The 26,557-nt window shown below is 64.3% G+C and carries 21 protein-coding genes; 6 read left to right on the forward strand and 15 right to left on the reverse strand.

Annotated elements, in window-relative coordinates; genetic code table 11:
• Positions 1-10 precede the first annotated feature (10 nt).
• Positions 11-1,729, reverse strand: a complete 1,719-nt coding sequence (locus GPL20_RS12320; protein ID WP_167533006.1) for an IlvD/Edd family dehydratase — start codon at positions 1,727-1,729, stop codon at positions 11-13.
• Between the two features lie 178 nt (positions 1,730-1,907).
• Here GPL20_RS12320 and GPL20_RS12325 point away from each other — a divergent pair, with 178 nt between their 5' ends.
• The 3 genes from GPL20_RS12325 (at position 1,908) to GPL20_RS12335 (ending at position 4,570) form a co-directional block, all read left to right on the forward strand.
• Positions 1,908-2,594 (forward strand): GntR family transcriptional regulator, encoded by a 687-nt coding sequence (locus tag GPL20_RS12325; RefSeq protein ID WP_157329748.1) that lies wholly within the window; start codon positions 1,908-1,910, stop codon positions 2,592-2,594.
• A 196-nt stretch (positions 2,595-2,790) separates the two neighbouring features.
• The gene (locus tag GPL20_RS12330) at positions 2,791-3,957 is read left to right on the forward strand and encodes a TAXI family TRAP transporter solute-binding subunit (protein ID WP_246250442.1); all 1,167 of its coding nucleotides are present in this window, start codon (positions 2,791-2,793) and stop codon (positions 3,955-3,957) included.
• A 34-nt stretch (positions 3,958-3,991) separates the two neighbouring features.
• The gene (locus tag GPL20_RS12335; protein WP_157329750.1) at positions 3,992-4,570 is read left to right on the forward strand and encodes a hypothetical protein; all 579 of its coding nucleotides are present in this window, start codon (positions 3,992-3,994) and stop codon (positions 4,568-4,570) included.
• Positions 4,571-4,600: 30 nt separating this feature from the next.
• Here GPL20_RS12335 and GPL20_RS12340 read toward each other — a convergent pair whose 3' ends face one another.
• From GPL20_RS12340 to GPL20_RS12355, 3 genes are all read right to left on the reverse strand, one after another.
• Complete coding sequence (locus GPL20_RS12340; RefSeq protein WP_157329906.1) at positions 4,601-5,026, reverse strand: hypothetical protein; 426 nt, start codon at positions 5,024-5,026, stop codon at positions 4,601-4,603.
• 225 nt (positions 5,027-5,251) lie between these two features.
• Positions 5,252-5,869 (reverse strand): hypothetical protein, encoded by a 618-nt coding sequence (locus GPL20_RS12345; RefSeq protein WP_167532999.1) that lies wholly within the window; start codon positions 5,867-5,869, stop codon positions 5,252-5,254.
• A gap of 822 nt (positions 5,870-6,691) precedes the next feature.
• The gene (locus GPL20_RS12355) at positions 6,692-7,516 is read right to left on the reverse strand and encodes an NAD-dependent epimerase/dehydratase family protein (RefSeq protein WP_157329751.1); all 825 of its coding nucleotides are present in this window, start codon (positions 7,514-7,516) and stop codon (positions 6,692-6,694) included.
• A 91-nt stretch (positions 7,517-7,607) separates the two neighbouring features.
• On the opposite strand from GPL20_RS12355, the gene GPL20_RS12360 reads away from it, so the two are divergent.
• Positions 7,608-8,576 carry an SMP-30/gluconolactonase/LRE family protein gene (locus GPL20_RS12360; protein WP_157329752.1) on the forward strand — a complete coding sequence of 323 codons (969 nt, stop codon included), beginning with the start codon at positions 7,608-7,610 and terminating at the stop codon, positions 8,574-8,576.
• A 393-nt stretch (positions 8,577-8,969) separates the two neighbouring features.
• On the opposite strand, the gene GPL20_RS12365 is transcribed toward GPL20_RS12360, so the two are convergent.
• Positions 8,970-10,400: an aldehyde dehydrogenase family protein gene (locus GPL20_RS12365; protein WP_157329753.1), complete on the reverse strand. Its 1,431-nt coding sequence runs from the start codon at positions 10,398-10,400 to the stop codon at positions 8,970-8,972.
• 289 nt (positions 10,401-10,689) lie between these two features.
• Positions 10,690-13,053 (reverse strand): transketolase, encoded by a 2,364-nt coding sequence (locus GPL20_RS12370; protein ID WP_157329754.1) that lies wholly within the window; start codon positions 13,051-13,053, stop codon positions 10,690-10,692.
• Positions 13,054-13,187: 134 nt separating this feature from the next.
• On the opposite strand from GPL20_RS12370, the gene GPL20_RS12375 reads away from it, so the two are divergent.
• Both GPL20_RS12375 and ppk2 read left to right on the forward strand, forming a co-directional pair.
• The gene (locus GPL20_RS12375; protein WP_130221031.1) at positions 13,188-13,649 is read left to right on the forward strand and encodes an Lrp/AsnC family transcriptional regulator; all 462 of its coding nucleotides are present in this window, start codon (positions 13,188-13,190) and stop codon (positions 13,647-13,649) included.
• A 199-nt stretch (positions 13,650-13,848) separates the two neighbouring features.
• Entirely contained in the window at positions 13,849-14,769 is a 921-nt protein-coding gene (ppk2, locus tag GPL20_RS12380) for a polyphosphate kinase 2 (protein ID WP_157329755.1), read from the forward strand.
• 247 nt (positions 14,770-15,016) lie between these two features.
• Here ppk2 and GPL20_RS12385 read toward each other — a convergent pair whose 3' ends face one another.
• The 9 genes from GPL20_RS12385 to GPL20_RS12425 form a co-directional block, all read right to left on the reverse strand.
• The gene (locus tag GPL20_RS12385) at positions 15,017-16,096 is read right to left on the reverse strand and encodes a zinc-binding dehydrogenase (RefSeq protein WP_157329756.1); all 1,080 of its coding nucleotides are present in this window, start codon (positions 16,094-16,096) and stop codon (positions 15,017-15,019) included.
• Positions 16,097-16,157: 61 nt separating this feature from the next.
• Entirely contained in the window at positions 16,158-17,099 is a 942-nt protein-coding gene (locus GPL20_RS12390; protein WP_157329908.1) for a DMT family transporter, read from the reverse strand.
• 190 nt (positions 17,100-17,289) lie between these two features.
• Positions 17,290-18,129 carry an aldo/keto reductase gene (locus GPL20_RS12395; RefSeq protein ID WP_157329757.1) on the reverse strand — a complete coding sequence of 280 codons (840 nt, stop codon included), beginning with the start codon at positions 18,127-18,129 and terminating at the stop codon, positions 17,290-17,292.
• Between the two features lie 170 nt (positions 18,130-18,299).
• On the reverse strand, positions 18,300-19,196 hold the full coding sequence (locus tag GPL20_RS12400; protein WP_157329909.1) for an SMP-30/gluconolactonase/LRE family protein: 897 nt from the start codon (positions 19,194-19,196) through the stop codon (positions 18,300-18,302).
• 329 nt (positions 19,197-19,525) lie between these two features.
• On the reverse strand, positions 19,526-22,231 hold the full coding sequence (locus GPL20_RS12405; RefSeq protein WP_157329758.1) for a nitrate reductase: 2,706 nt from the start codon (positions 22,229-22,231) through the stop codon (positions 19,526-19,528).
• 28 nt (positions 22,232-22,259) lie between these two features.
• Complete coding sequence (locus GPL20_RS12410) at positions 22,260-23,477, reverse strand: NAD(P)/FAD-dependent oxidoreductase (protein WP_347340030.1); 1,218 nt, start codon at positions 23,475-23,477, stop codon at positions 22,260-22,262.
• A gap of 10 nt (positions 23,478-23,487) precedes the next feature.
• Positions 23,488-23,916 (reverse strand): globin family protein, encoded by a 429-nt coding sequence (locus GPL20_RS12415; RefSeq protein WP_157329760.1) that lies wholly within the window; start codon positions 23,914-23,916, stop codon positions 23,488-23,490.
• Positions 23,917-24,037: 121 nt separating this feature from the next.
• Positions 24,038-25,417, reverse strand: a complete 1,380-nt coding sequence (locus GPL20_RS12420; RefSeq protein WP_157329761.1) for an MFS transporter — start codon at positions 25,415-25,417, stop codon at positions 24,038-24,040.
• Between the two features lie 339 nt (positions 25,418-25,756).
• Positions 25,757-26,551: an ABC transporter ATP-binding protein gene (locus GPL20_RS12425; RefSeq protein WP_157329762.1), complete on the reverse strand. Its 795-nt coding sequence runs from the start codon at positions 26,549-26,551 to the stop codon at positions 25,757-25,759.
• Positions 26,552-26,557 lie beyond the last annotated feature (6 nt).

A 26,557-nucleotide genomic window follows, 5' to 3' on the forward strand; every position in this document is an offset into this window, starting at 1 on the left:
GGGTGGTCGCTCACCCCTTCTCGGTCTTTGGTCCAGTCCTCTGCATGAAATCGAAATCGCAGCCCTCGTCGGCCTGCATGATGGTTTCGTTGAACAGCCAGGCGTAGCCGCGCCGTGCTTGCTCGGGTGCCGCGGCCGGCTTCAACGCAGCGCGCCTGCGATCCAACTCGGCGGCATCGACCAGCAGCTCGATGCTGCGCCTGGCGACATCCAGGCTGATCATGTCGCCGTTCTTGACCAGCGCCAGCGGCCCGCCGACGGCGGACTCCGGCGTGATGTGCAGCACGATGGTGCCGAACGCCGTGCCGCTCATGCGCGCGTCCGAAATGCGCACCATGTCCTTGGTGCCGCCGCGCGCGAGCTTCTTCGGGATCGGCAGATAACCCGCCTCGGGCATACCCGGAGCGCCCTTCGGGCCGGCATTGCGCAGCACCAGCACGTCATCGGAGTTCACGTCGAGATCGGGATCGTCGACCCGCAAGGTCATGTCCTCGACGGATTCGAACACAACGGCGCGCCCGGTGTGCTGCAACAGTTTCGAGCTCGCCGCCGACTGCTTGATCACCGCACCGCGCGGCGCGAGATTGCCGTGCAGGATGGCGAGGCCGCCTTCCTTCTTGATCGGATTGTCGCGCGAACGGATCGCATCCTGGCCGGGCACGTCTTCCGCATTCGCAACGACGTCGCGCAACGTCTGGCCTGCGATGGTCCTGGCATCGAGATCGATGAGATCGCCAAGCTGCGCCAGCAGCTTTGGCACGCCGCCGGCGTGATGGAAATGCTCCATATAGTGCTCGCCGGACGGCTTGAGATCGACCAGCACGGGCACCTCGCGGCCGATCTGGTCGAAGGCCTCGAGATCCAGCCGGTGCGGCGAGCGATGCGCCATCGCCGTCAGGTGGATCAGGCCATTGGTCGAGCCGCCGATCGCCTGAAGCACGACCTGCGCGTTCCTGAATGAGGCCGGCGTCAGCACTTCGCTCGGCTTCGGTCCCTTCGCTTTCGCCATCTCGGCCGCCACCTTGCCGCTCGCCTCCGCGAGACGGAAGCGCTCGGCATGCGGCGCGGGGATCGTCGCGCTCATCGGCAGCGACAGGCCCATGGCCTCGATCATGCAGGCCATTGTGGAGGCGGTGCCCATCACCATGCAGGTGCCGACGGAGGGCGCCAGGCGCCCGTTCACCGCCTCGATCTCGGCATCGTCCATGTCACCGGCGCGATATTTCGCCCACAGCCGGCGGCAGTCCGTGCAGGCGCCGAGCACCTCGCCCTTGTGATGGCCGACCACCATCGGTCCCACGGGAATGACCACGGTCGGCAGGTCGGCGCTGATCGCCGCCATCACTTGTGCAGGAAGAGTCTTGTCGCAGCCGCCGATCACGATCACCGCATCCATCGGCTGCGCGCGGATCATCTCCTCGGTGTCCATCGCCATCAGATTGCGCAGATACATCGAGGTCGGATGCGCAAAACTCTCGGCGATCGAGATGGTCGGGAATACGAACGGCATCGCGCCCGACAGCATCACGCCGCGCTTGGCGGCCTCGATGATCTCAGGGACGTTGCCGTGGCAGGGATTGTAGTCGCTATAGGTATTGGTGATGCCGACGATCGGGCGCTCCAGCGCGTCGTCGGAATAGCCCATGGCCTTGATGAACGCCTTGCGCAGGAACAGCGAGAAGCCGGCATCGCCATAGCTCGTCAGACCCTTGCGCAAGCCACTCGTCATCATGCCACTCCTTCCACGGGAGCCATTGTGGTACAGCCCGCCCCTCGATTGTCAATAAGATTGGTCCATATCGCCGCAGTTTGTTGGTTAGAGAGCCAACCAAGACACGGATTATTGACAATCTGCCCCTTCCCTGCTCCACAGGGCGAACCGGCCCAGGCGCCGGGAGGCCGAGGGCATGTCCGACATCCGCACCGTAGACAGCATGCCGGTCCGGCGCGACGACCCGGACGATGTGGTCGCGCGGCTGGAGGAGGACATCATCTTCGGTCGTCTCGCGCCGGGAGCGCGCCTCACCGAAGACGCCCTGATGTCGCGCTACGGCACCTCGCGGCACTTCGTGCGGCAGGCGCTGGTGGATGCCGAGCGGCGCGGCATCGTCCGCCGCGAAAAGAATGTCGGCGCCACCGTGCGGTTCTACTCGGCCGAGGAGGTGCGGCAGATCTACGAGGTCCGGGAGATGCTGACGCGGCAGGCCGCGCTGATGATCTCCCTGCCCGCACCGCAAGGCCTGATCGACGAGCTCTCCGCGTTGCAACGGCGATATTGCGCGAGAGCCGAGGCGCAGGATCTGCGCGGCATTCACGAGGCCAACGACGCCTTCCACCTCGCGCTGTTCTCCGCCTGCGGCAATCCCTATCTGGTGCGCTCGCTCCAGGACTACATGAATCTGACGCTGCCGATGCGCGCGAAGAATCTCGCCGACCGCGACGGGCTCGCGCAGTCACGGCGCCAGCACGAGTTGATGATCGAGTTGCTCAGAGGCCGCGACGGCTGGGCGCTGGCGCAGCTCTGCGTCGACCACATGCAGTTCAGCAAGAAGGATTATCTCAAGCGCATCGCTGAGGATCAGGCGGAACTCTAGGTGGGCAGATTCCTGCCGCGAAACGAGCCGTATGCGTCCGAGACGGAACGGCGCTAGCCCAACGGCGTTGGAAGGCTTGAGCGAGATCCATTCGCGCGTCGTGCTTCGGACGTGGCGGAGCAACAATGTCAGCCCAAGGGAGGGCTGGCTAGCGCACAGGTTTGAACAATGAGGGTCTGCGGCGATGCGGGCCGGTTTGTTCATCGCATTGATTGCAGCGGCCTGGCTCGGCGGCGGACAGGTCCAGGAGGCCCTCGCACAAACGCAACCTTCCGCTTCTCCAGGTGAATCCAGGAAAGCGTCTCCGCGAAAAGAAAGCGCCCCCAGGAAAGAAACGCGACGATCTGCGGACCCATTTACGGTGGGATTCGTAACCGGCACGCCGCAATGCACTGAATTCGCAATAGCTCGGGACATTGCGACCACACTGGCCAGTGGCCAGGAGACGGGTCCTCACGGCGAAGTCGCTTTGCGGGTCGTGCCAATCGTCGGAAACGGCGGCGTCCGCGGCGTCCTGGACGTGCTCACCTTGGCAGGTGCCGACGTGGCGATCGCACCCGTCATCCTGGTTGACCGGCTCCGGGACGCAAAGACGTTCGGAGACATCTCTGACAAGCTTGCCTACATTGCCCCGCTCCATGTCGAAGAATTCCATCTCCTTGCGCGGCCGGAGATCGCAAGGCTGACGGATCTTGCGGGAAAGAGGGTCAATCTCGGCGAGGACGGTAGTGCCGGTGCCGTGCTTGGCCGCGAGGTGCTGAACCGTCTGGGCATCAAGATCAGCGAGTCGAACCTGGGGCCGGAGGCCGCGCTGGATGGTCTGAGGAAGGGAGATCTCTCCGCCGCTCTGTTGGTCTCAGGAAAGCCGGTCAGCTTCCTGACGCAGGTCTCGCAACTCGATGGTATTCATCTCCTGCCCATCCCCTACTTCAAAGAGCTGTTGCAACAAGATTATCTGCCATCGACGCTTCGCCATCAGGACTACCCGAATATCATCGCAGCCGAAGCAAGCGTCGACACGATCGCGATTAAATCCGCTCTGTTCGCCTACAACTGGCCGATCGGCAGCGAGCGATATCGGTTGCTGGAATTGTTTGTCCAGACATTGTTCACGCGCTTTCCTGAATTTCTTGGTGACGTACATCACCCCAAATGGCGCGAGGTCAACCTGGCCGCGCTGCTCCCGGGATGGCGACGATTCCGACCGGCAGAGCGCTGGCTCCAGCAGCAATCGGGAGGCGAGGCCGCGCTTCGCAAGGCGTTCGGCCGGTTCCTCGAGGGAAAGCCAACCGCCAAACCGCCCGACCGCGAAGAATTGTTCCAGGATTTCCTGCGCTGGAGAGAACGCAATCCGGCCAAGTGAGCAAACCTTGGCAAACAAACCTCGGGAGGTGTCGATGCGCAAAGCGCTGGTAAGCGCAGCCTTGGTTGCGTTGCTCACCTTGTTCGCCGATGTGAGGCGTCCCGCCGCCCAATTTGCTCCCTTCTGGCCACAAGCGCCGCAGTTGCTCCCCCCGGCCGCCACGCCACCGGCCACCGCGCCACCGGCCGACAAGGTCGAGCAAGCCAGGACAGCCCGTCATCGAAGCAGCAAGGCGCACAGGAAGCACGAAATCGTTCGTCAGCCGCCAAATCAGCGGCAGGTCGCGGAAAGAAACGGATACAAGCGGGTCAGCGATCTCGTGAACTTCCCGAAGTTCTTTCCGGGCCTTGGCATCATCTTCGTCAAGCCCGACACTTTGCCGCTGGGGCCATTCCTGTGCTTCGATCGCAGGGATCGTCTCGTGGCGACCGTGTACATGGTCCCGAACAAGGACATCGACGATCACAAGACATTGGAGACGGCGGGGTCAGCAGGATCAGTTGACCACGTCAGCCTGTACTTCAATCCCGGTCACCCCGGCGTGGATGTGCCGCATTATCATGTGGTGCTCTGGCATGTGACCAGGAAACAGGAGGCGCGCGTTGCAAAATGACATACGGCCGAGGCAGGCCAAAACGTGCGTTCAGTACCGTCTCAACAGGCCGCGCTCGGCGCTGGTATCACCATAGGCGGCGCAGGCTCCCTTCGGGTTCTTGATCAAGTCCGCCTTGACGCGCCTGAACGTCTTGTTGGCCGTCTCGAACACCTCGGGGCGGAATTTAGCGGGATCGTAGCTTTCCCCGTCGCGGGCCTTGATGGCCGCAGCATAAGCGTCGATCATTGCCATCGCCGCATCGGGGCTGCCGAGCAGCCGGGCGCCGAGTTGAACACCGCCGCTACCGTCGACCTCGTAGCCGTCGCATCGCTGTTCGAGCACCGCGGATGCGGTGACGAGCTGGTCGAGGAACGTCGCCTCGGCGTCGGTGAGCGCTGCGGCCTGCGCCGGCCCTGGTACGAATCCTGGCACGATCATCGCGAGCATGACGACGGCAGGCAGCTTGATTGACATTGCAGCGCCTCTCCTTTCGGCTTGCACGCCGATTGGATCGATCAGACGTTTGAGGTAGAGCCAGACGCCCCCAGCACAGCGTTGATCCAGATCAACGGACAAGAGCAACACCGAGCTCGGCGGAAGGCGCATGTGGACGCAATGAAGCAGCTACGCCCTCCGCCGCGCGGCCGTTCTTCGAATTTCGGCGATAACCGGGAAGAGCCGGATCAGGTCAAATCCATATCAGCGAGAGAAGACGCGCGTGCCGGAAGTCCATGCCCGTTGGTTACCAACTGGACTGGCCCCAATTTCCCAGCCCGCGCCGCCCCACAGGGCGTCAACCACGCCCAGCTCGCCGACGCCGTCACGGACAAAGAAGATGTTCGGAGCGGAGCTGGTCTGCAGCGCGCCGGTTTCGCCGTTGGCCTGCAGCGTCAAGAGACACCAGATATCGGCAAGCCTGCTCTCGGCGCGAACGCCCAGCTGGCCCAGGATCTCCGCAGCATTCGAGGACTTGTTCAAGACGTGGGTCTGCAAGGACGTATCGTCCACTGGTTCGGCCTTGACGGCGAACCGACGCACAAAGGTCGCCCCAAGCCACGAAATCTTGACAGGCGCAGTCGGTGCGATGCCCTCTTTGAAATGCTCGCTTGCAACGAAGGATTCGTTACGGGGAATGGCGGCCGTCGACGGCGGATCGACGGGTTCACCAGACTTGCGCTTGATCGAACATTCGATCCTGGCACGGGGAGCAAGCGAGGCCGAGCTGCCGCCATCCGTCTTGTTCTCGTCGGCTCGTGCGCAGACACCCGATGCCGCCAGAACAATTACGAGACATGCATTGGGCGCGAAGCGGCGCATTGTTGGTGTCCTTGAACTGCTGATTCAAGAACAAGGTAAACTGTCGATTGCAGCTGTAAATCGAGGATTAGGTTTCTGGTTAAGCTTAAAGCAAGGAACTTGTTTGAACTAAATGCCAGCAATCTCCGGAACCGTGCACCTCCACTCGGCAGCGGGCGCGACATGCCGGAGGCCTCCAAGGAGGAACTGACGCGCGGCCCTTCTACTTGCCTGCCAGGCGCGCGACCGCCTGACTTGCCGGAGGAACCTGCGAGCCCGGTTCGGAGATCGGCTGCGGCGTGAGCCGGCAGCATCTTGCCTGTGCGCGAAGCGGATCACTCCACATCCAGCGCACGCGCCAGGCTGGATTATAGGCGTAAGCCGGGATACGCCAGAACCAGATTGTTTCGTAGACGCTGTCCCCGAATCGTCCCACATCCGGGCGTGGCGTTGGCCAGGACGCTGCCGCAACGAGGGCGACGGTCAACACCGCGGCCCCTGACAGAACCATCTTGCGCATCTTGCTACCACAATCGCTAGAATGAAAAGGCGGTCACTTCCCCGCAACGCAATGCATAGAAGAAACGTTGGCGTGTTCCGACAATAGAACGCCTATTTCCTAAAACGGAAATCCGGAACTCTACGGTGTGGACCCAGACGTTAGACGCAAGGGCGCCGTTCGAACCTCCGCCGTCACTACAATCGTATGCGCCTGAACTCCGCGCGAGGGTGTCTGGCCCGACACGCCCTCACCGAGAATCCGACCGCTCCTTTCGCGCGAGCGAATCTCTTCCGGCTCCGCGCGGAGCCGGAAGCGCAGCTACATGCCTGCAAGCAGCGACGCTACCGCTTATTCCAGTCGATGATGCGGCTCGCATCTCCGTCGAACTCGGCGCTGCAAAACGCGCCGCCCTGATAGTGGTCGCCGACCGGATCCGGCTTCAGCTTGGCCTGCTCCGCCATCGCGTGCGCCACATGATCTTCCGAACGGCCGGTCGGGCGATAGCCGAACTCGTAGGCGCGGTGGTTGTCCCACCAGGCACGCTCGTTCAGGGAGGCGCCGTAGAAGATCTCGAAATGAATGTCGGGATGTTCGAGCCCGATCTGGCAGAGTTGAACGAGATCCTCGGGCTTCAGCCAGATCGCGAGCCGGCGCTGGTCGAGCGGCATGTCGCCGAAATTGCCGATGCGCAGGCAGGTGACCTTGAGGCCGTGCTTGTCGGCGTAGAGCGCGCCGACCGCCTCGCCGAACACCTTGCTGACGCCATAGCGGCCGTCGGGGCGCGGGGTGACATCGGTGCCGATCTTGTGGTGGCGCGGATAGAATCCGACGGCGTGGTTGGACGAGGCGAACACCACACGCTTGACGCCCTTGCGATATGCGGCCTCGAACAGATTGTAGCCGCCGATGATGTTGGCCTGGAGGATGTCGTTCCAGGGACCCTCGACCGAATAGCCGCCGAAATGGATGATGCCGTCGACGCCCTCGCAGATCGCCTCGCACTGCGCGAGGTCGGAGAGGTCCGCCGCCTTGAACTGCTCGTTCGCCCCGAGATCCGCAGGGGGGCGGATATCGCTGAGCAGCAGGTCCGGATAGATCGGCGGCAGCAGTTTACGCAGGCGCGTTCCGATCCCGCCTGAAGCTCCCGTCATCAAAATGCGCGGCATGTCTTTCCTCGTCGTTGGCCACCGATTTGCGGCCGTAGATATCTGATGCTAGCAGACTTGGACAGAGGGAACGCAACAACGAGACCTGCACATGAACGATGCATCGTCCCAAGCTCAAGGCTGGCGGCCGGCGACATATTATCCCGATCCGGCGATCAGGGCACTCGATCCCCGCTTCGAAAAGTACTGGCTAAAACTTTCGGCGGTGGAGCGGCTGGCGACCGGCCTGCGCTGGGCCGAGGGCCCGGTCTGGTTCGGCGACGGGCGCTACCTCTTGTGCAGCGACATCCCCAACCAGCGCATCATCAAATGGGAGGAGGAGACCGGCGCCGTCTCCGTGTTCCGCAAACCGTCGAATTTCGCCAACGGCAACACCCGCGACCGCCAGGGTCGGCTGATCACCTGCGAGCATGGCGGGCGTCGCGTGGTGCGAACCGAGTATGACGGCAGCATCACTGTGCTGATGGATTCATTCAACGGCAAGCGGCTGAACTCGCCGAACGACGTCGTGGTGAAATCCGACGGCTCGATCTGGTTCACCGATCCCACCTTCGGCCTGCTCGGCAATTACGAGGGCTACAAGGCCGAGCCCGAGATCGAGCCGAACGTCTACCGGCTCGATCCCGTCAGCCGCGAGGCCGCCATCGTCGCCGAAGGCGTGCTCGGTCCGAACGGGCTGTGCTTCTCGCCGGACGAGAAAATCCTCTACGTCGTGGAATCGCGTGGGCAACCGAACCGCAAGATCCTCGCCTATGACGTTTCGCCTGATGGCACCACGATCTCAAATAAGCGCGTTCATATCGATGCCGGTCCCGGCACGCCCGACGGCATGCGCTGCGACATCGACGGCAATCTCTGGTGCGGCTGGGGCATGGGCGATCCCGAACTCGACGGCGTCGTCGTGTTCGCGCCAGACGGCGTCATGATCGGCCGCATCGCGCTGCCCGAGCGCTGCGCCAATCTCTGCTTCGGCGGCGTCAAGCGCAACCGCCTGTTCATGGCAGCGAGCCAGTCGATCTACGCGCTGTATGTGAACACGCAGGGCGCGCTGGGGGGATAGGCGCTCCTCTCTCCACCGTCATTCCGGGGCGCGCCGTCTTCGGCGCGAGCCCGGAATCCATCGTGCGACAGAGTTCGGAGAGGAATGGATTCCGGGCTCGTCGCTTTCGCGACGCCCCGGAATGACGAAACGAAAAACGCCGGAGCGGTTTCCCGCTCCGGCGCTTTGTGTGTCAGTCCCGTAGGGTGGGCAAAGCGCAGCGTGCCCACCAATTTGCGTTTGTCACGCAATGGTGGACACGGCGCGCAAGAAGCGCGCCTTTGCCCACCCTACGAAATGCGCGGACGGTCTTTCCGCCGTCATTGCGAGGAGCTCTTGCGACGAAGCAATCCAGACTGTCCCCGCGGACGGATCCTGGATTGCTTCGCTTCGCTCGCAATGACGACGCTGCGCTTACGCCGCGTTGAAGCCGGCGACGGCCTTCACTTCGAGGAAGTCCTCGAGGCCGTACTTGCCCCACTCGCGGCCGTTGCCCGACTGCTTGTAGCCGCCGAACGGCGCGGTGCGGTCGTTGGGCACGCCCTGGAGGTTGACGTTGCCGGCGCGGATCTGGCGGGCAACGCGCTTGGCGCTCTCCACCGTATCGGCCGAGACGTAGCCGGCGAGGCCATAGGGCGTGTCGTTGGCGATCTTCACGGCGTCGGCTTCGTCCTTGGCACCGAGGATGGTCAGCACCGGTCCGAAGATCTCTTCGCGCGCGATGGTCATCTCAGGGGTGACGTCGGCGAAGATGGTCGGACGGACATAGAAGCCCTTGTTGACGCCCTCGGGCAGGCCCGGGCCGCCGGCGACGAGGGTAGCGCCCTCGTCGATGCCCTTCTTGATCAAGGCCTGGATCTTGTCCCACTGGCCGCGATTGACGACAGGGCCGATGGTAGTGCCTTCGCCACGCGGATCGCCCGCCTTGGTCTTGTCGGCGACCGCCTTCGCGATCGCGGCGACTTCCTTCATCTTCGAGGCCGGCACGATCATGCGCGAGGGCGCGTTGCAGGACTGGCCGGAGTTGTTGAACATGTGCATCACGCCGCCGGTCACCGCCTTCGTGAGGTCGGCGCCTTCGAGGATGACGTTCGGCGACTTGCCGCCGAGCTCCTGGCTGACGCGCTTCACGGTCGGCGCTGCGCGCTTCGCCACGTCGATGCCGGCGCGGGTCGAGCCGGTGAACGAGATCATGTCGATATCCGGGTGCTCGCTCATGGCGGCGCCGACCTCGGGGCCGAGGCCGTTGACGAGGTTGAACACGCCCTTCGGCACACCGGCTTCATGGAGGATTTCCGCGAAGATCAGCGCCGAGGTCGGGGTGAACTCCGACGGCTTCAGGATCATGGTGCAGCCGGCGGCGAGCGCGGGCGCGACCTTGCAGGCGATCTGGTTGAGCGGCCAGTTCCAGGGCGTGATCATGCCGACCACGCCGATCGGCTCGCGCAGCACCATGGCGGTGCCGACCGGCTCCTCGAAATGATAGTTCTTGAGCACGTCGAGCGTGGTCATGAGATGGCCGAGACCGGCGCCGGCCTGGAGCTTCTCCGCCATCGGCAGCGGCGCGCCCATCTCGTCGGAGACGGCAGCGCCGATCTCCTTGAGACGGCCCTTGTAGATCTCGATGATTTTCGAAAGCAGCGCGACGCGCTCCTCGCGGCTGGTCTGGGAGAAGGTGGCAAAGGCGCGCTTGGCGGCGGCGACCGCCTTGTCCACGTCGGCCTTGGAGCCCAGCGCAACCTCGTACATCGCCTCTTCCGTCGCGGGGTTGACCACGGCGGTGGACTTCTTGACGGCGGGATCGACCCAGGCGCCGTCGATGTAGAATTGCATGCGATTGACCATCGTTAACCTCTTCTTGGGGGCTTGGAGGGGGCGTTTCGGCAGGCATCCTTGCACGAAAGCGCCGGCAGTTGAACCCGCCATATGCGGGGCCAGCGTTGCGGCGGACGGAGGTTATATGAGCCGATGGCGGGAACGTGGCAAGGTGGCACAGCGCCGTCATTCCGGGGCGCGGCAAAGCCGCGAGCTAGGATGCGCAATTGCGCATCCGAGAATCCATAACCACGATCGGGAGTATGGATTCCGGGCTCGACGCTACGCGTCGCCCCGGAATGACAGGGAGTTACCTCAATTACACCGCCATCTTCCGATGCAGCACCGGCGCGCCGGTAGTGAGGCTTTCGGCCGCATCGATGATGGCGTTGGCATCGATGCCGTAGTGCCGATAAAGGTCGGCGATCGTTCCGGTCTGGCCGAACTGCTCGACGCCGAGCGCCTCGACGCGATGGCCGCGGACACTGCCGAGCCAGCCGAGGGCGGAGGGATGGCCGTCGATCACGGTCACGATGCCGCAATCGCGCGGCAGCGGCGCCAGCAGCTTTTCGATATGGCTGAGATGCTGCACGCCACGGCGGTCGCGTCGCAATTTCCGCGCGGCGGTCCACCCCGAATGGAGGCGGTCAGCCGAGGTGATCGCGAGCAGGCCGACATCGCGCCGGCTCTCGCCGATGAAGCCCGTCGCCTCGATCGCTTCCGGCGCAACCGCGCCGGTATAGGCGATCACGACCTCGGCATTGGGCCCAGGCTTGCGCAGCCAATAGGCGCCGTCGGTGATGCCCTTCTCCAGTTCGGGCGTCATGATCCGCTGGGCCTGCTCGATGCTGCGCGTCGAGAGTCGTAAGTACACCGAGCCGCCCTCGCCCGGATCGCGTTGCATGTGCTGGAAACCCCAGCCCATGATCATAGCGAGCTCGTCGACGAAGGCCGGCTCGAACGAGGCGAGCCCATCCTGCGCCATGCCGATCAGCGGCGTCGCGATCGACTGGTGCGCGCCGCCTTCCGGCGCGAGCGTGAGGCCCGACGGCGTCGCTGCCACCATGAAGCGCGCGTCCTGGTAGCAGGCGTAGTTCAGCGCATCGAGGCCGCGCTCGATGAAGGGATCGTAGAGCGTGCCGACTGGCAGCAGCCGCTCGCCGTTGATCTGGTGCGACAGGCCGAGCGCCGAGAGCATGATGAACAGGTTCATCTCGGCGATGCCGAGCTCGAGATGCTGCCCCTTGGGGGAAGCGTCCCAATTGTAGGTCGATGGAATTTTCTCGCTGCGGAATAGGTCCGCCTTCTCGGCGCGCGCGAACAGGCCGCGGCGATTCACCCAGGGGCCGAGATTGGTCGACACGGTCACGTCCGGCGAGGTCGTGACGATGCGTTTTGCCAGCTCGCTGTCGCCGCGTGCGATCTCGTTCAGCACGAGGCCAAAGCCTTGCTGGGTCGACATCTGTGGCGACGGCTTGAACGCGAGTTGCTGGGGCACCTCGACGACCGGCGCGCTCAGCCGGCGGCCATCCTGGTTGAACGGAACGCGCGCGAGGAACGCCTCTAACTCGGCCGCGTCCTGCGTGAGCCCTTCGAACTTGTCCCATTCGTGTCCGGACCGGATGTTCTGGCTGTCGCGATACTTCTCCATCTGCGCCACCGTCATCAGGCCAGCATGGTTGTCCTTGTGGCCCTGGAACGGCAGGCCGACGCCCTTGATGGTGTAGGCGATGAAGCAGACCGGGCGGTCGTGATCGATCCTTTCGAACGCCTCCAGCATGCTCGCCATGTCGTGGCCTCCGAGGTTCGACATCAGCGCCAGCAGCTCGTCGTCACTGCGCTTGTCGATCAGTCTGGTGATCGGGCCCTGGTCGCCGATCTCGTCGTGCAGGTGCTTGCGGAAGGCCGCGCCGCCCTGGAAGCACAGCGCGGCATAGAGGGCGTTGGGGCAATTGTCGATCCAGCGCTTGAGCGCCTCGCCCCCTGGCTCGGCGAAGGCTTCGCGCATCAGGCGGCCGTATTTCACGATGACGACGTCCCAGCCGAAATTGCGGAACATGGTCTCGAACTTTTCCCAGAGCCCTTCGCGCACGACGGCGTCGAGCGACTGCCTGTTGTAGTCGACCACCCACCAGGTGTTGCGCAGGCCGTGCTTCCAGCCTTCCGCGAGTGCCTCGAAGATGTTGCCCTCGTCCATCTCGGCATCGCCGACCAGCGCGATCATGCGCCCTTCGCGGCGATCCTTCATCCAGCCATGCGCCTTGACATAGTCCTGCACCAGCGAGGCGAACAGCGTCTGCGCGACGCCGAGGCCGACCGAGCCGGTCGAGAAATCGACGTCGTCGACATCCTTGGTGCGCGAGGGATAGGACTGCGCGCCCTTGAAGCCGCGGAAATTCTCCAGCTTCTCGCGGCTCTGCCGGCCGAACAGATACTGGATGGCGTGGAACACCGGGCTCGCATGCGGCTTCACCGCGATGCGATCCTCAGGTTTCAGCACGTGGAAATACAGCGCCGACATAATGGTCGCGAGCGAAGCGGACGAGGCCTGGTGGCCGCCGACCTTCAGGCCGTCCGCGTTGGAGCGGATGTGGTTGGCGTGATGGATCGTCCACGACGACAGCCACAGCGCCTTGCGGGCCAGAGCGTTCAATGTGTCGAGACGGGCGGAATCGACGGGCATGGCAATGCTCCCGGAAACAGGTCGGTCGATGATACGCCTGCCAGCGGCGCCAGACTTCTCAATTTTTCGCGCCATACCCGCCAATATTGGGATAGTTTACCAATTGAACGGCTTAAATCATAGGTTTCATCCCAATGCCCGAGCTCGACGCCATCGACCGAAAAATCCTCGCCCTGCTCCAGACCGACAGCCGGCTGACCATGCAGGAGCTCGCCGACAAGGTCGGGCTCTCGGTTTCGCCCTGCCACCGCCGCGTCAAGCTGCTGGAGGAGCGCGGCGTCATCTCGCGCTACGTCGCGACCGTCGACCAGAAGGCGCTGGGGCTGCACGTCAGCGTGTTCATCTCGATCAAGCTGGCGCGGCAGAAGGAGGAGGACCTCAATCGCTTCGCCCGCGCGATCTCCAAATGGGACGAGGTGCTGGAGTGCTATCTGATGACCGGCAATCGCGACTACCTGCTGCGCGTGGTGGCGGCCGACCTCGCCTCCTACGAGACCTTCCTGAAGACCAAGCTGACCCGGCTCGACGGCATCGCCTCGATCGAGTCGAGCTTTGCACTCAGCCAGGTGAAATATTCGATCGCGCTTCCGGTCTGACGGTCTGTCATTGCGAGGAACCCTTGCGACGAAGCGATCCAGGCCGCCTCCGCGGAGGAGATCGCTTCGCTCGCAATGACGGCTGGGGAGCAGTTCCCGGCACTTCGTTCCGGGGTGGCGACAGGCGACGCTGTCACATGGATGAAACAAAGGGCACCGATGGTCATTTGATAACCGTCCCCACCCGGGAGCCAGAGCCATGACTGCATCCGACCGCACCTCTCAAGCCGCCAAGCGCGAGCGCATCATCCAGGAAATGGCCGACGATCTCGACGAGGAACTGGAGATGGAACTCGACGACAGCAGGCTCGACGAGCTGCTGGACGAGACCGACGCGCTGAACCCGACGGTCGATCGCAAGCTCTACTTCCGGGAGCTGCTCCGCCTCCAGGGCGAACTGGTCAAGCTCCAGGACTGGGTGCAGGGCGAGAAGAAGAAGGTCGTGGTGCTGTTCGAGGGCCGCGACTCCGCCGGCAAGGGCGGCGTCATCAAGCGCATCACCCAGCGGCTCAATCCCCGCATCTGCCGCGTCGCGGCGCTTCCGGCGCCGAGCGAGCGCGAGCGTTCGCAATGGTATTTCCAGCGCTACGTCGCGCATCTGCCGGCCGGCGGCGAGATGGTGCTGTTCGACCGCAGCTGGTACAACCGCGCCGGCGTCGAGCGCGTCATGGGCTTCTGCACCGACGAGCAGTATCAGGAATTCTTCAAGACGGTGCCGGAGTTCGAGCGGATGCTGATCCGCTCCGGCATCATCCTGGTCAAATACTGGTTCTCGATCACCGACGACGAGCAGCAGTTCCGCTTCACCATGCGCATCAAGGATCCGCTCAAGCAGTGGAAGCTGAGCCCGATGGACGTCGAGGCCCGCAGCCGCTGGGAGGCGTACACCAAGGCCAAGGAGATGATGCTGGAGCACACCCACCTGCCGGACTCGCCCTGGTGGATCGTCGATGCCGTGGACAAGAAGCGCGCCCGGCTCAACTGCATCGCGCATCTCCTGGCCCAGATCCCCTACCAGGAGGTCTCGCGCGTGCCGGTGGTGCTGCCGCCGCGCGTCCGCAATCCCGACTATCACCGCGGTCCGATTCCGCAGGAGATGTACGTGCCTTCGAAGTACTGACGAAGACGAACTAGCTCGGCCTTCATGGTTCGAGACGCCCGCTTCGCGGGCTCCTCACCATGAGGGTCTGGCGTTTTCGCCGCAGGTCGGGACCTCATCCTGAGGAGCCCGCAAAGCGGGCGTCTCGAAGGCTGGCCGCAAACTCAGGTCTCGCAGGGTGGGTAAAGCGCAAACGCGCCCACGATGACGAGCATGGCGTTCGACAGTGAACACGGCGCTGCGCGCCTTTACCCACCCTACGACGCTGCTATCTCCACGGCTGCACGATGATCTTGGTGTTCGCCTCGGGATTGGCGAGATCGGCGAACGCCTTTGCGACGCCGTCGATGCCGACTTCGGCCGTCACCATCGCCGCGGCATCCACCTGCCCTTCCGCGATCAGGCGCAGCGACGCCGCAAACTCGTCCGGCGTGTAGCCGAGCACGTACTGGACATTGAGCTCCTTCATGATGCCGAGCATGGGTTCGCTCCTGTCCGTCTCCATGCAGACCCCGACCACGACGATCCTGGCATCGCGCGGTGCACCCTCGAACACCTGCTGCAACAGGCCAGGCACACCGACGCATTCGAAGATGATCGCGGGCTTCAGCGCCGGCAGCATGGCCTGGAACGGCGGCCGCGCCGCCTTCTCGGCCTCCGACATCTGCGCATGCTCAGCCCAGGTTGCATAGGGCTGCGATACCCTGGGATCGACGACGATGTCGGCGCCGAGCTTTGTTGCAAGCGCACGGCGCGCCGGCGAATAGTCGGCGGCGACGATCGGATGCAAGGCCTTGAGCTTCAGCGCCGCGATGACCGCGAGCCCGACCGGGCCGCAGCCGATCACGAGCGGCACCTCGCCGCCGCTGATGTTGGCCTTGGCGACGGCGTGAACACCCACGGCGAGCGGCTCGGTCAGCGCGGCATGTTCCGGCGCAAGCCCGTTGGGCACTTCGAGCAGCAGCGCTTCGCTCAGCAGCATCGCCTCGGCATAGCCGCCGATATTGTCGTTGGAATAGCCGATGCCCTCGATGCCCTGCGGCGTCACGAGGGCCGGCAGCGAGCAGACGCGCGTGCCCGGCTTGAGCCTGCGCGCGGTGCCCGGGCCGTAGTCGACGACCTCGCAGCAGAACTCGTGGCCGAACACGACGTCGCGGGTGAGATCCATCGGCTTGCGCCCGACCTTCTTCGCCATCTCCACCATGCGGTGGGCGTGTTGGCGCGCGTGCAGGTCGGAACCGCAGATGCCGCAGGCGAGCGTCTTGACCAGCACCTGGCCGGGGCCGGGCGTCGGCTCCGCCATGCGGTCGACGATGATCTCACCGTTCCTGAAAATCGCGGCGCGCATCCGGGCTCCTCCCATGTTGTTGGAGCCGCTGATACCACGAAGCAAGACGCGCGAACTTGCGTCAGGCGTTCGGCGAGCGCTCTTCCAGCACCAGGAGCTGGGCGCGGCGGATGCGCTCGCGATGGGCGATATAGAGGCCGCTTGCGACGATGAAGGCGGCGCCGACGACGGTCCAGACGTCGGGCACCTCGCCGAAGATGAAGAAGCCCAAAATGCTGACCCACAGCAGCTGCGTGTAGGAGAACGGCGCCAGCACCGAGGCATCGCCATAGCGATAGGCCAGCACGATGATCCACTGGCCAACGGTTGAGGCAACGCCGATCACGATGCCGAGCCCGATCGCGGTCCAGCTCGGCGTGACCCAAACGAACGGTACCATGACGCTGAGGATCGCAACGCCGGTGAGCGCGGAATAGGCCATGGTGGTCAGCACAGCTTCCCGCCCGCTCATCATCCGTGTCAGGATCAGCGCGGCGGCCCAGCAGAACGCCGAGATGATCGGGAAGAACGCGGCGACGTGAAACGCGCTCGAGCCCGGGCGCAGGATGATCATCACGCCCGTCAGGCCGATCGCGGTGGCGATCCAGCGGCGCATTCCGACCTTCTCGCTCAGGAAGACGATCGACAGCGCGGTGACGAACAGCGGCGAGACGAAGCCGGTGGCGGAGGCTTCCGCGATGGGAAGGAAACGCAGGCCGGTGATGAAGAACAGCGAGGAGCCGAGCAAGGCCGCGCCGCGCATCAGTTGCAGGCCGAGCCGCTCGGTGTGCATCGCGTGCAGAGGCGAGCCCGGCAGCATCACCGGCGTGAACATCAGCGCGAACGTGACGAAGCGGATCCAGGTGATCTCGATCGACGGCAGGCTGGTCGAGAGATATTTCGCGGTGACGTCGGAGCAGCCGAGAAAGATCGTCGACAGCAGCACCAGCGCGATGCCCTTGAAGGGATGATCGACGCGTGCTGGCGCGCGGCGAACCTCCTGCTTCTTCTCCGGCGCGGGCATGGGAATACTGTCGAGCCTTGCGGCTGCGGCGGGCGGCGGTGTCACGGCTGGAACCTGGGAAAAATAATACGAATCGAGTGCACTCGTAAAAAACGCCAAATGCGCCGCGTTCACAACTTCCGAAAACAGGATGCCGATATGCGCTGACCGCCGCGCGCGTCAATGCTCCATTAATATTGGACGTTGTGCACTACAGCATGGGCAGGCTGCGCGGCTTCGGCCCGCGCGGAAACGCCGCATCGAGCGCGGCAACCTCCTCCTGCGTCAACACGAGATCGCCAGCCGCTGCATTTTCGCCGGCATGTTCCGCGGACGACGCCTTCGGGATCGCGAACACCGTAGTTGCACGGGTGAGGAAGCTCAGCGCGACCTGCCGCGGCGTCGCGCGACGCGCCTCGGCGATGCGCGCGAGCACCGCGCCGCCCTTGCTGCTGCTTGCCGGAAAATCGTCGTGGCCGAACGGCGAATAGGCCACCACCGCAACGCCATGCCGCTCGCACCACGGGATCACCGCGTGCTCGATCGCGCGTTCCTTGAGATGATAGAGCACCTGGTTGCAGGCGATCCGGCCTTCGCCGGCGACATCCAGCATCTCGTCGAGATCGTCGGCGTCGAAATTGGAGACGCCCCAGGATTTGATCTTGCCGGCCTTCACCAGCTCCTCGAATGCGGCAACGGTGTCCTCGAGCGGATAGGAGCCGCGCCAGTGCAGGAGATAGCAATCGAGCCGATCGGTCTTCAGCCGCTTCAGCGAACGTTCGCAGGCGGTGATGGTGCCGCGGCGCGAGGCGTTGCTCGGCAGCACCTTCGAGACCAGGAACACCTCATCGCGACGGCCCGCGATCGCATCGGCAATGACGAGCTCGGCATCGCCGTACATCTCGGCGGTGTCGATGTGCGTCATGCCGAGATCGAGCCCGCGCTGGAGCGCGGCGATCGCGCGCTTGCGATCGCCATGGTCGAGATACCATGTGCCCTGTCCGATGACGGCGACGCTCGCGCCGGTCTTGCCGAAGGGTTTTACGTTCATGTTCGCTCCGATCTCGATGTCTCTTCCCCCTCTCCCGTTCTTACGGGGAGAGGGTTGGGGTGAGGGGCCTGCTTCAGCAAATTCGCTGACAGTTAGACTCGCGGATACTCCCCCTCACCCGCCGCGCTTTGCGCGTCGGCCTCTCCCCGCGCGCGGGGAGAGGCGAAGAGCTACAGTTCACTTATATCCGCGACCAGCACGCTGCCAGTCGACGACTCCGTGATATAGAGGCGATCCCTGTTTGCGCCACCGATCGCGACATTGGTGCAATTCGGCCCCGCGCACGATTTGACTCGCGCGATCAGCTCGCCGTTCGGCGCGAACACGAAGACATGGCCGAGCGAGGCGTGGCCGACGAACAGGCGCCCCTTGGCGTCCATCGTCATGCCATCGGGACCGCTGGTGCCGAACAGCGAGCAGAAGCGGCCGACCTTCGAGACGCTGCCGTCCTTCATGAACGGCAGCCGCCACACCGCATTGTCGCGCGTCATGGCGACGAACAGCACGGTCTCGGTTGGATCGAGCACGAGGCCGTTCGGGCTGATGCCGGCATCGATCAGGCAATCGAGCCGGCCGCTCGACGACAGGCGATAGACCCGGCCGCTCGGATCATGCAGGCCGGTCTGGCCCTGATCGGTGAAAAAGATGTCGCCGTTGGAGGCGAGATGCAGATCGTTGCAGCCGCGGAAGGATTCCGAGTTGCGCGCTGTCAGCACCGGCTTGACGCGGCCGGCCCCGGCATCGAGCTCCATGATGCCGTGCATGTAGTCGGCGATCAGGATGCGGCCGTCGGCCGCGATCTTCAGCCCGTTTGACCAGCCCTCATATTCGATGACCAGTGACCACTCCCCATCGGGCGCGATGCGGAAGATGCGGCCGAAGGGAATGTCGACGATGTAGAGATTGCCGTCCTTGTCGAAGGCCGGCCCTTCGATGAAGCTGTCGGTCGGCACACCCGGCCGGTTGGCATCGGCCCAGTCGGTCCGCACGCCCTTGCGGCGGAACGTGTCGGGCATTGCGGAGAAGATTGCCGTTTCGATCAGGCGCGGCGGCGTTTCCAAGTACATCATTGTTTTTATGCGTGTTGCGGGAAGAGTGGGCAGCATAGGGCACAATGGCGGGAACGTCGATTGCTGCGGACGACATGGCTGCGTTGGCGCCAGGACGGTCATGGAGAACCGTCGCGCACAACTCCATCAACGCCGTCATTGCGAGCGCAGCGAAGCAATCCAGAGTCTTTCCGCGGAGACAGCCTGGATTGCTTCGCTGCGCTCGCAATGACGGCGGAGGGAGCTTGTAGCCCGGATGGAGCGCAGCGCAATCCGGGGTTCGCGCCTGCTGGCACGGTGGTTCCGGATTTCGCTGCGCTCCATCCGGGCTACAAGGGAGAGTACTTCTACCCCGCCACGCCTGCGAGCTTGGCTTGCTTGGCCGGCGCCGCTTCCGTCGTCGCAATCAGACGCTTCAACTCGGGGATGCAGGAGCCGCAATTGGTGCCGGCCTTGAGCTTTGCGCCGATCTCCGCGGCCGTGCGTGCACCGGCGACGATGCTGTCGCAGATGGTGCCGCGGCCGACGCCGAAGCAGGCGCAGACGATCGGACCGGTCGCGGCGGCGCCTTCGCTGGACTTGCCGGACAGCAGCATGCGGCGCTGCTCGTCGCTGACGTGGTCGGCAGCGAACAGGCTCTTCACCACCTCCCAGTCGCCCGCATCATGCGCGGGGCCGACGAACAGGCAGGTCTCGATGCGGTCGCCGGCGAACGACGCGGCGCGATAGACCCCGCCGCCGAAATCGCGGTATTCGGCGACGTCCTCACCGGCGACGCCGTCGAGCCAGGCCGGCCAGCGCGACAGATCCGCATTGTCGGCGAACAGATAGCCGAAGCCGCCGGCGACCGTGACACGGGTCCACAACAAGTTCTGCGGCAGATCGAGCGGTTTTCGCGACAGCGCAAAACCGCGAAAGACGTATTCGTATGGCGCGATCGCCGCCGGCGTCGCCTTGGACTCCGGCTGGCCCGAAAACGGATCGGTGAACGACTGCACCAGCGCGCCGATGCGGCCGTGCGAGGCGTTCATCGCACTCCAGTGGATCGGCACGAACAATGTGCCGCGCTGCTGACGCTCGCTGACGACGACCTTCAGGATGCACTGGCCGTAATCGGTGGTGATGCGGGCATAGCCGTCATGGACGATGCCGAATTTGCTGGCGTCATCGGGGTGGATCTCGACAAACGGCTCGGGCAGATGCGCGCCCAGCCGCTGGCTGAGCCCCGTGCGCGTCATGGTGTGCCACTGGTCGCGGATGCGGCCGGTGTTGAGCCGCAAGGGACGCGATGCGCCGGTCTCGCCGCGCAACGACGGCACCTCCGGCGCGACGAAGCGGCCCTTGCCGTCATTGGTGAAGAAGCCGCCCTTCGCGAAGAATCGCTCGCCGGGCGCTTCGCCTTCGCGGGCCGGCCATTGCACCGGCTCGAGTGCATCGAAGGCTTCGTCCGTCAGCGAAGTCAGCGCGCCGATGTCGAAATCGCGGCTGCCATCGTTCTCGAACGCCGAGAGCGCGGCGTGCTCGCGGAAGATGTCGGCGGCGGATTTGTAGTTGAAGCTGTCACCGAAACCGAGGCGCTTTGCGGTCTCGCTGAGGATCCACCAATCGGGGCGCGCCTCACCGGGCGCCGGCAGGAACGAGCGCTGCCGCGAGATGCGGCGCTCGGAGTTGGTCACCGTGCCCGTCTTCTCACCCCAGGCCAGTGCGGGCAGCAGCACATGCGCCCCCGCCTCGACCGTGTCGTTGGAGAGCACGTTCTCGGACACCACGAACAGCTCGAGCTTCTTCAGCGCCTCGCGCACCATGTCCGCATCGGGCAGCGACACCGCGGGATTGGTGCCCATCACCCAGAGTGCCTTGACCTCGCCGCGGTTGATGGCCTCGAACAGCTGCACCGCCTTCAACCCCTCATGGGTGGCGATGCGCGGCGCCTTCCAGAACCGCCTGACGCGATCGATGTCGGGCGGCGTGAAGCCCATATGCGCGGCGAGCATGTTGGCGAGGCCACCGACCTCGCGGCCGCCCATCGCATTGGGCTGGCCGGTGAGCGAGAACGGCGAAGCTCCCGGCTTGCCGATGCGCCCCGTGGCGAGATGGCAGTTCAGGATCGCGTTGACCTTGTCGGTGCCCTGCGCCGACTGGTTGACGCCCTGCGAATAGAGCGTGACGACGCGCTCGGTGTCGCGGAACATCCTGAAGAAGGTGGCGACGTCCTGTTCGGACAGGCCCGTCGCCAGCGCGGTCGCGGCGACGCTGCCGGCGATGTTGCGCGCGCGCGCCAGCGCGTCGTCGAAACCCGACGTGTTGTTCGCGATGTAATCCTCATCGAGCGCGCCATTGTCGGCGAGATGGACGAACAGACCGGAGAACAGCGCGGTGTCGGTGCCGGGCTTGAGGCCGAGGAACAGGTCGACATCGCTTGCGGTGTCGGTGCGGCGCGGATCGATCACGATCATTCGCGCGCCGCGCTCCTGCCGGTTTTTCAGCATGCGCTGGAACAGCACCGGATGGCACCAGGCGGCATTCGAGCCGACGAAGACGAGCAGATCCGCCTGGTCGAGATCCTCGTAGCAGCCCGGCACGGTGTCGGCGCCGAAGGCGCGGCGGTGGCCGGCGACCGAGGACGACATGCAGAGCCGCGAATTGGTATCGACATTGGCGGTGCCGACAAAACCCTTCATCAGCTTGTTGGCGACGTAATAATCCTCGGTCAGAAGCTGACCGGAGAGATAGAACGCCACCGCGTCGGCGCCGTCGCGTGCTACGATGTGCTGCATGCGGTGAGCGACGTGGTCGAGCGCATCGCTCCAGGCGACGCGCTCGAGCACGCCCTTGCAGCGGATCATCGGATAGAGCAGCCGGCTTTCCAGCCCGACGGTCTCGCCGAGAGCGGAGCCCTTGGAGCACAGCCGGCCGAAATTGGCGGGATGCTCGGGGTCGCCGGCGATCGCCGCGCCGCCCTTGCCGTCCGGCGTCGCCAGCACGCCGCAGCCGACGCCGCAATAGGGACAGGTCGTCTTGGTGGTGCGGAGGGTTGGATCGATCGCCGTCATATCAAGCTGCCTTATCAAGCCGGCTCTCTCAAGCCGCTTTGGAAGGACGCGCCAGCGCGCGGCCGAACATCATGTCGGTGCGGATCGCCGCGACCTTGTCGCGATTGCGGATCAGCTCGAGATACCAGAGCGCATCGACGGTATCGCCGATCAGCACGGCGCCGGTGAGCCGGCCGTCGGCGATGACGAGCTTCTTGTAGGTGCCGCGCCTGCGGTCGCTCAGCACGAGGCTCTCGCTGCCCTCGCCGCCCATGAAGTCGCCGGCGGAGAACACGCTGACGCCGGAGACCTTCAGATTGGTCGAGACCACGCTGCCCTGATAGGCCGCGGGCCGGCCGGCCAGGTGCCGCGCCAGCACGCGTGCCTGCTCATAGGCCGGCTCGACCAGGCCATAGCAGGTGCCGCGATGCTCGGCGCATTCGCCGAGCGCGTAGATGTCGGGCGAGGACGTCTGCATCACGTCGTTGACGACGATGCCGCGGTTGACCGCGATCCCCGCCTCTTTCGCCAGCGCCGCGCTCGGCTTGATGCCGGCGGCGAAGATCACGGCATCAGCCTCGATGCGGCTGCCGTCGGCGAGCTCGACGGCCTCGACATGGCCCGCGCCATGGATGCGCGCGGTCGAGGCGTTGAGCAGGATGCGGATGCCCTTGCGTTCGACCAGCGTCTTGAGCAGATCGGCTGCGGGTGCATCGAGCTGCCGTTCCATCAGCCGATCCATCAGGTGCAGCAGCGTCACCGGCGCGCCGGCCTTGGCGAGACCGTAAGCCGCTTCGAGCCCGAGCAGGCCGCCGCCGACCACGACGACGCGCTTCTTCGCCGCGGCGAGCGTCAGCAGCAGGTCGACGTCGCGGGTATCGCGGAAGGTATGCACGCCGGCAAGATCGGCGCCGGGAACGTTGAGCCGCAGCGGCGTCGATCCGGTGGCGAGCACGAGCTTGGAATATTCCATGCTCTCCTCGCCGGCGATCTTCAGCTCGCGGCGACCGGTGTCGATCTCGGCAACGCGATAGCCGTAGCGTACCGTGACGCCGCGATGGCGCCACCAGTCGGCCGGCCGGAGCTCGATCTCGTGCGACCCGGTCTCGCCGGCCAGCACGGAGGAGAGCAGCACGCGGTTGTAAGCGAGCCGCGGCTCATCGCCGATGACGGCAACCGCGTAGCGGCCGAGTGCGGTCTTGGCGAGTTCGTCGACCAGCCGCGCAGCCGCCATACCGTTACCGACGATGACAAGTGGCTCACTCACAGAGCATCTCCTATTCGGCGGCCTGCGCCTGAGCGCCATAGGCCTCGGACATCATGTAACCGGACAGCACGCCATAGGCGTCGGTCCAGGCCGTGGCGAGTTCGGGCGTCCAGGCTTCGCCAAGGCCCTTCTCCAGGGTCCACAGCAGGGTTGCACCGACCACCGGGTAATGCTCGGCCTTGGCGCCATAGGCGACGTGACGCTTGGCGAGGGCGGAGGCCGCGGGAAGAATCGTCTCCAGGTTCGACAGGCCGCCGACGACGGCGGCGAGCATGCCCATCAGCTTCTTGCGCTGCTCGGTCATGTCCTCGGGAAACATCGCGCGCACCGGCGGCGCCACCTCGAACAGGCGGTCGTAGAACAGCACGGAAGCCGCTTCGGACATCGGCGCGACCTTGGCAAAGCTCTGCTGGATGAGGGTGATCTGTTCGGGCGTCATGATGATCTCCTGGCTGTTACAGTCCGCCTTTGTCCGCGCCATTGCGGAAAAAGTTCATGGTCAAACTTTCCGGCCAATGCTTCTCCCCGCGTACGGGGAGAAGCGAGATTCGTACCAAGTGTCACACCCTTGCTTCGGCGAGGCTTGCCGCGCCTTCGCCCTGCGGGCTGCGACGCAGATAGAACCACCACGTCAAAGCGAGGCAGGAGGCGTAGAAGGCGAGATAAATCGCGAGCGCGAGCTGCGGGCCACCAGTCATGGCGATCGACTTGCCGAAACCGGTCGGGATCAGATAGCCGCCGACGGCACCGATCGCGCCGATGAAGCCGACTGCCGCGCCGCTCTCGATGCTGGCCGTCTTCAGTGCGAGCGCGCGCGCCGCATCACCCTTGCCGCGCACCTTGAACAGGTTCTCCTCGCGGAAGATCGAGGGGATCATGCGATAGGTCGAGCCGTTGCCGATGCCGGTCGTCACGAACAGGATCAGGAACATCGACAGAAAGCCGATGAAATCCTTCTGTCCGACGAAGTAGAGCACGCCGACCGTGGCACCCGCCATCACGATGAAATTCCAGAAGGTGATGATCGAGCCGCCGATCTTGTCGGCAAGCCAGCCGCCGAGCGGACGCGACAGCGAGCCGACCAGCGGTCCCAGGAAGGCGATCGCAATCGTGACTTGCGGAAACTGCGTCTTGATCAGCAGCGGGAACGCCGCGGAGTAGCCGATAAAGGATCCGAACGTGCCGATATAAAGATACGCCATGATCCAGGTGTGCTTGCGCTTCACGATCGCGAGCTGGTTCTTCACCGACGATTTCGCCGAGGTGAGGTTGTTCATGTAGAACACCGCCCCGAACACCGCGATCGCGATCGGCAACACCCACATCAGGCCGGCGTTCTGCAGGAAGATGCCGTCGACGGGCGTTGCCTGGAACAGGTTGAAGACGGCGAGCGTCATCAGGATCGGGGTCAGGAGCTGCACGCTGGAGACGCCGATATTGCCACCCGCCGCGTTGAGGCCGAGCGCCCAGCCCTTCATCCGGTCGGGGAAGAAGAACGAGATGTTGGTCATGCTGGAGGCGAAATTGCCGCCGCCGAGACCGGCGGTCGAGGCAACCAGCAGCATCAGCCAGAACGGCGTATCGGGATGGCTGACGAAATAGGCGAGCGACAGCGTCGGGATGAACAGGATCGCCGCGCTGAAGATGGTCCAGTTGCGGCCGCCAAAGGTCGTCACTGCGAAAGTATAGGGAAAGCGCATCAATGCGCCGATCAGCCCCGGCACCGCGACGAGCTGGAACAGCTGGTCGGTGGTGTAGTGGAAGCCTGCCTGCGGCAGCTTGGTGGTGACGATGCTCCAGATCAGCCACACCGAGAAACCGATATGCTCGGCCACGATCGACCAGATCAGGTTGCGTCGCGCGATAGTCTTGCCAGTCGCATTCCAGAACGCCTCGTCTTCGGGGCGCCAGTCTGAAATCCAAGTCGGATTCTTCGTCATTGAGTATCCCTTCCAGGCTCACCGCTGCGTCGTTGCAGGCTCAGCCTCCGGCCACGGAGGCACGCTCCGAGGCTTCACCCCGGTGGCGAGTTCACGATGCTGATTGATGATGTTGAGGGACGTCGTCGTTGGCGTCGCGCAAAGACGTTTCAATTTCCGTGCCAGTTGCGCGCACGCTGGAAATACAGGGATTTCAGGACGTTATTCGAATTGCCCGAAATATTCGCAGGGCGATTTCGCACGTAAATTTTGCGATTCGCTCAATCCTTGTGCGCCGCACAAGGATTGAGCTGAATGTCGATTATTTAGGCGTGAATATCCTCCGCATTAAACCTTCGTTTACGCGGCCTCGACGAAGCGATGACGCTCATAGAGGAATTCGAGCACGCGCTGCCGGCACTTCAGATAGGTGGAGTTGGCCGCAAGCTCGAGCCGCTTGCGCGGCCGCGCCAGCGGCACCTCCAGCACCTCGCCGATGCGCGCACTCGGCCCGTTCGTCATCATCACGATGCGGTCTGACAGGAGCACGGCCTCGTCGACGTCGTGGGTGATCATCAAAATGGTGTTGCCGAGCTTCTGATGCAGTGCCATCACCGAATCCTGCAAGTGGGCGCGGGTCAGCGCGTCGAGCGCGCCGAACGGCTCATCCAGCAGCAGCACCTTCGGCTCCATCGCGAGCGCCCGGGCGATGCCGACGCGCTGCTTCATGCCGCCGGAGATTTCCGAGGGACGCTTGTCCCTGGCATGGGCCATCTGCACAAGGTTCAGATTGTGCATGACCCAGGCATCACGCTCGGCGCGGGACTTGGTCCTGGCGAAGACCTTGTCGACGCCGAGCTTGACGTTCTCATAGACGGTCAGCCACGGCAGCAGGCTGTGGTTCTGGAACACCACGGCGCGATCGGGCCCCGGCGAGTTCACCTCGCGGTTCTCCAGCAGCACGCCGCCGGTGGTCGCGCCGGTCAGGCCTGCGATGATGTTGAGCAGGGTAGACTTGCCGCAGCCGGAATGGCCGATGATGGAGACGTATTCACCCTTCTCGATCGTCAGATTGATGTCCTTCAGCACTTCGGTCGATGCCGTGCCGCGGGTAAAAATCTTGTCGATGTGGTCGAGCTTCAGATAGGCGGTCATGTGCTC

The sequence above is a fragment of the Bradyrhizobium cajani genome, from assembly GCF_009759665.1.
In the GTDB taxonomy this organism is placed as follows: Bacteria; Pseudomonadota; Alphaproteobacteria; order Rhizobiales; family Xanthobacteraceae; genus Bradyrhizobium; species Bradyrhizobium cajani.